Annotated in this window: 5 protein-coding genes and 1 pseudogene; 3 read left to right on the top strand and 3 right to left on the bottom strand. The window is 61.4% G+C overall.

All coding sequences use genetic code 11. The annotated features are described in order from the left end of the window. Both dnaJ and dapB read left to right on the top strand, forming a co-directional pair. A partial coding sequence (gene dnaJ / locus ACY693_RS15220) for a molecular chaperone DnaJ (RefSeq protein ID WP_462322661.1) occupies positions 1 to 1,109 on the top strand: 1,109 nt, incomplete at its 5' end. Positions 1,110 to 1,124: 15 nt separating this feature from the next. Continuing rightward, on the top strand, positions 1,125 to 1,946 hold the full coding sequence (dapB, locus tag ACY693_RS15225; protein ID WP_462322662.1) for a 4-hydroxy-tetrahydrodipicolinate reductase: 822 nt from the start codon (positions 1,125 to 1,127) through the stop codon (positions 1,944 to 1,946). Here dapB and ACY693_RS15230 read toward each other — a convergent pair. From ACY693_RS15230 to ACY693_RS15240, 3 genes are all read right to left on the bottom strand, one after another. After that, positions 1,934 to 2,860, bottom strand: coding sequence for a serine hydrolase (locus tag ACY693_RS15230; protein ID WP_462322663.1), 927 nt, complete (start codon positions 2,858 to 2,860; stop codon positions 1,934 to 1,936). The genes dapB and ACY693_RS15230 overlap by 13 nt on opposite strands. A gap of 254 nt (positions 2,861 to 3,114) precedes the next feature. Continuing rightward, entirely contained in the window at positions 3,115 to 3,408 is a 294-nt protein-coding gene (locus tag ACY693_RS15235) for a polyhydroxyalkanoic acid system family protein (protein WP_462322664.1), read from the bottom strand. 30 nt (positions 3,409 to 3,438) lie between these two features. After that, positions 3,439 to 4,167 (bottom strand): transposase, encoded by a 729-nt coding sequence (locus tag ACY693_RS15240; RefSeq protein ID WP_462322665.1) that lies wholly within the window; start codon positions 4,165 to 4,167, stop codon positions 3,439 to 3,441. 132 nt (positions 4,168 to 4,299) lie between these two features. On the opposite strand from ACY693_RS15240, the pseudogene ACY693_RS15245 reads away from it, so the two are divergent. Beyond that, positions 4,300 to 4,748 (top strand): annotated as a pseudogene (locus ACY693_RS15245) (PCRF domain-containing protein); the annotation flags it as partial.

Below are 4,748 nucleotides of genomic sequence, written 5' to 3' on the forward strand. Positions count from 1 at the left end.
ACGTCCTCGGCCTGAGCCGAAATGCCAGCGAGCAGGACATCAAGAAGGCGTTTCGGCGTCTCGCCATGAAGTATCACCCGGATCGCAATCCGGATGACGCTGAAGCCTTAGCCAAGTTCAAGGAGGCTAAGGAGGCGCATGACGTCTTGACCGATCCCAGAAAACGCAGTGCCTACGACCAGTTCGGCCATGCCGGTGTCAGTGGTCACGGAGGGTTCGGTGGCGGTCCTGGGGACTTCGCCGGCGGCGGCTTCTCCGATATCTTTGGTGATGTCTTCGGTGACATCTTCGGCGGCCGCGGCGGGCGACGCACGGCGCGAGGGGCCGATCTGCGCTACGATCTCGGCCTGACGTTGGAAGAGGCGGTCGCCGGTAAGGACGTCAAGATCCGCATTCCGACGACTGTTGAATGCCATCACTGCGGCGGCAGTGGCGCCAAGCCTGGCACGCGTCCAAAGGAATGCCCGACCTGTCGCGGTGCCGGTCAGGTGCGGATGCAGCAAGGCTTCTTCTCGATCCAACAGACCTGCCCGGAATGTCGTGGTACCGGTAAGGTGGTCGAAGAGGCCTGCCGCTATTGCCGAGGCGCCGGTCGCCTGAAAGAGGAGAAGACGCTGTCGGTGAAGGTGCCGGCTGGGGTCGACACCGGTGATCGTATCCGTCTCGCAGGTGAGGGTGAGGCCAGCGAGCATGGTGGGGTGCCAGGCGATCTCTATGTGCAGGTGGTGGTGGAAGACCACCCGATCTTCAAGCGCGAGGATAGCCACCTATTCTGCGAGGTGCCGATCAGCTTCGTCACCGCGGCCCTCGGTGGTGAGCTTGAGGTACCCACCCTGAATGGTAAGGTCGTGCTCAAGGTTCCCGCCGGCACCCAAACCGGTAAGCTGTTCCGGATGCGTGGCAAGGGCATCAAGCCCGTCCGCGGTGGACCAATCGGTGATCTGCTCTGCCGGGTCATGGTTGAGACCCCGGTCAACCTCACGGAGCGTCAAAAAGAGCTGCTGCGTGAGTTTGAGGATAGTGTCAGTGCAGGCGGCAAGCACCACAGCCCCCAGTCCAGCTCCTGGCTCGACGGCGTCAAGCACTTTTTCGAGAAGATGGGGCTCTAGCCCGGGAGAAAACGCATGGAATCGATTCGTGTAGCCATTGCCGGCGCAGGCGGCCGGATGGGACGAACCCTCATAACCGCAGCGCATGGGACTGAAGGTCTGCGCGTAACCGCAGCCACCGAGCAATCGGAGAGTGCGCTGGTTGGGGTCGATGCCGGTGAGCTCGCGGGAATTGGCCACATCGGCGCCCCGATTCGCCCCGATCTGGACGAGGTGCTGGCGGATTTCGACGTCCTCATCGACTTCACTACGCCGCGTGCAACCATGCACCATGTCCAGCTCTGCCGTGATGCGCGCTGTCGCATGGTGATTGGCACCACCGGACTCAGCCCCGAGCAGCGCGAGGCGGTCAGCGAAGCCGCCATTGATACGGCCGTGGTGCTGGCCCCGAATATGAGTGTCGGGGTCAATCTGTGCTTCAAGCTATTGGATCTGGCCGCCCGCGTGATGGGCGATGATGTCGATATTGAGATCATCGAGGCCCATCATCGCCACAAGGTCGACGCGCCGTCTGGGACGGCATTGCGGATGGGCGAGGTGATTGCTGATGCCCTGGGGCGGGATCTCAACGAGGTGGCCGTCTATGGACGTCAGGGTCAGACCGGTCCCCGGGAGCGACAGACCATTGGTTTTGAGACCATTCGCGCGGGTGATACCGTCGGTGAGCACAGCGTCTGGTTCGCAGCCGATGGTGAGCGCGTCGAGATCGCCCATAAGGCCACGAATCGCATGACCTTTGCACGTGGCGCCTGTCGGGCGGCACGCTGGATCGCGGAGCGCGATCGGGGTCAATTTGATATGCAGGATGTCTTGGGCCTAAGAGATCAGGCCAGCTGATGCTGCTGGCGCATGTAGCTGTAGACTAAGCTTGAGACCTCGCGCATCGCGTTGCTGCGATTGGTGATCCAGGTGCCGTAGTAGTTGGTGCGCGAGCTCTTCTCGATGATGCCAATGAAGGTATAGGGCCTAGGCCGACCGCGCCGGTCGTAGCACTCAATGATGCCCATGTTGCCGCACAGCATCGCCGTTGAGCCGGTCTTATCGTAGACCTTGATGTTTGACGGCATACCGGCAACGCGCTTGGTAATGCGGTCGTGGTTGGGCAGGGCCATCAGCTCCCTGACCTCGTGGCTGTTTGGCATCCGATTGTTCCAGAGAGCCCACAAGAAGCGGCTGTAGTCGTGGGCGGAGGCAAGATTGCGGTAGGTGCGACCGTTGGCTGGGATGTACTCGACGATACTGGTTTGCTGGAAGACCCCCGGCGCGTGGCGCTTGAGCACACGCTCCACGTCTTTCGGGCCATTACCACCGTTGTGACGACTGACGATCTGCATGATCTCCGTCGTCGCCGTATTGCTGCTGTTGCGGATCATCGCCTCCATGCTGTCCCGAACCGCGCCGGTGTAACGCAGCTTGGAGCCGCGCTCCTTCATCGTATAGAAGAAGGCCTGTGCCACAAAAGGCTTCAGCATGCTGGCTGCTTGGCGTGGTACCTCCTCGTTGATCGAGACCAGCTTCTTGGCACCGGTAAAGTCATAGACCGACCACGAGGTCTTCTCGTCCGAGCGGATCAGTCCTTCTGCGCGCTGGCGCTTGACCAACCGAACCAGCTGGCTTTGCAGCGTTGGCCGACGCGCAGCCTGGCTCGGCATCGATGCACCAAGCAGCAAGGCGGCGGCCGCTCCCCCGAAGGTGGCGATGAATTCCCGCCGGTCGATGCCCCGAAACCCGATCTCTTGTTGCCCGCTCATCCGCACTGCCCCGATGCGTGGTTCAGCCTGTCAAAAAAACATGCTGGTGCCGACGTCTGAATACAGACGCCGTCCCCCGCACCAGCAACCCCCTGTACTCAGGAGGATAGGCCGGCGGCGTCAGAAAAACAAGGTTCCTGGAAGAAAAAAATGGCTTTGAAGTCAGTGCGATCGAAAATGTTTCTCGACGGCGTCTAATGGTCAAGCGAGGGCCTTTTTACTGGTCTGGCGCCCGCTTAGCCGCCTGATTTCGTTTACGGCTTGGGGTCATAGCGGGCGAGCGTCTCGTCGATCTTTCGCGTCAGCCGCTCTTCGATCTGCCCTTTCATCGCCGTCAGCAGAAGGCCGAGCTTCACGGTGAGATCCATGGAGTCGTCCGCAACAGCGATCTGTCCCGAAATGCCGGAGCGTTTGAAATACAGCACATCGCCGTCCCAATGGTACTCTGCGCCATACTCATCGCGAACGCGGGCAGCGATGCGCTCAACCTCGGCACGCGCTGCCTCCAATCCGAGATGATGCGGGCGAGCGACGTGAATCTTCGACATAGGCTTCTCATATCGGCTAGCGAGGACCCGCTAGTGTAATGTGGCTGGCTGCTGGAGTGCACGGCGGTACGCCGCCGAGCGGCGGTCGCCGCCGCGTGGCCGAGGCTTTGCCCGGCGATTGAGCTTGTCCTCGATGGTCAGGCAGAACGGCTCGTCGCCAAGCACCCAGGCCTTGTTGGTCGCCGTCCTGATGCGCTCGATCAGCGCCTCTCCGAGCGGGTACTCGAAGCCGGCACGGTAGGCTTGCTGCTGTCGCATGGTGGTGTCGCCGAGCGCCCGGTAGACCCGATGGGGTTGGGTCAGCTCGTCCTCGAAGCCGAGCGCGTTCGCCGCGTAGCTTGACCAGTCATAGTCCTCGGCGGTATCAACCAGGTTGGCACGGACCGCGTTGGTCTCGATATACCGACTCACCGCAAGCATGAAGGCCTCGGGATCAAGCAGGGTAGCGCGATAGCGCCCTTCCCAGAGGGTGCCTTTGCGATGGTAGCGGCTGTTGACATGCTGCACGAAGTAACGGCCGGTGTACTGCATCAGCTTGCCGATACCGTCGTCTTGCCAAGGCGTGAGGAGGAGGTGAAAGTGGTCTGGCATCAGCACATAGGCATGGACATCACAGTGGAACTTCTCTGCCGCATCGCAGAGCCTGCCCCAGAGGAACCAGTAATCCTCCTCATCACGCAAGATCGCTTGGCGGTTGTGGCCACGTTGAATCACATGTTGCGGAAAACCCGGCAGCACAAAGCGTGGAAGACGAGCCATGGGATGATCACTCCCTCTCAGCGATAGGGCCTGATCCCAGTATAGACGATCGATAGGGCATGGTCGGTTGGCCCTGCGGCTATGACTCAAGCTGCGCTATAATTGCCTGTTTTTCATCCAGCGGAGACCCTCTTGGAAGACATCAATCCCGTTCGCGCTCAGATCGCCGACCTCAAGGGGCGCCTTGAGCTCCTTAGGGGGTATCTTTGACTACGCGGGCAAGCAAGAACGCCTGACCGAGGTCCTGCGCGAGCTCGAAGAGCCCGAGGTCTGGGCTGATCCTGAGCGCGCGCAAGCACTTGGGCGCGAGCGCGCCTCGCTCGAGAGCGTCGTCAATACGGTCAAAGAGCTGGACGAGGGTCTCGCCGACGCCGACGACCTGTTGGCCATGGCCGCCGACGAAGGGGATGCTGAGACCGTCGATGCCGTTGTCGCTGACTTGCAAGGCCACGAGAAGCGCGTCGCCGACCTCGAATTCCGGCGTATGTTCTCGGGCGAGATGGACCCCAAGAATGCCTTCATCGATATCCAGGCCGGCTCCGGCGGCACCGAGGCCCAGGACTGGGCCGAAATGCTGCTGC

It is taken from the genome of Halochromatium sp., assembly GCF_054919635.1.

Excerpts from the sequence above, each read along its gene's own strand:
- ACY693_RS15240 (WP_462322665.1), bottom strand. The coding sequence starts at position 4,167 with ATGGCTCGTCTTCCACGCTTTGTGCTGCCGGGTTTTCCGCAACATGTG.
- ACY693_RS15235 (WP_462322664.1), bottom strand. The coding sequence starts at position 3,408 with ATGTCGAAGATTCACGTCGCTCGCCCGCATCATCTCGGATTGGAGGCA.
- dapB (WP_462322662.1), top strand. The coding sequence starts at position 1,125 with ATGGAATCGATTCGTGTAGCCATTGCCGGCGCAGGCGGCCGGATGGGA.
- ACY693_RS15230 (WP_462322663.1), bottom strand. The coding sequence starts at position 2,860 with ATGAGCGGGCAACAAGAGATCGGGTTTCGGGGCATCGACCGGCGGGAA.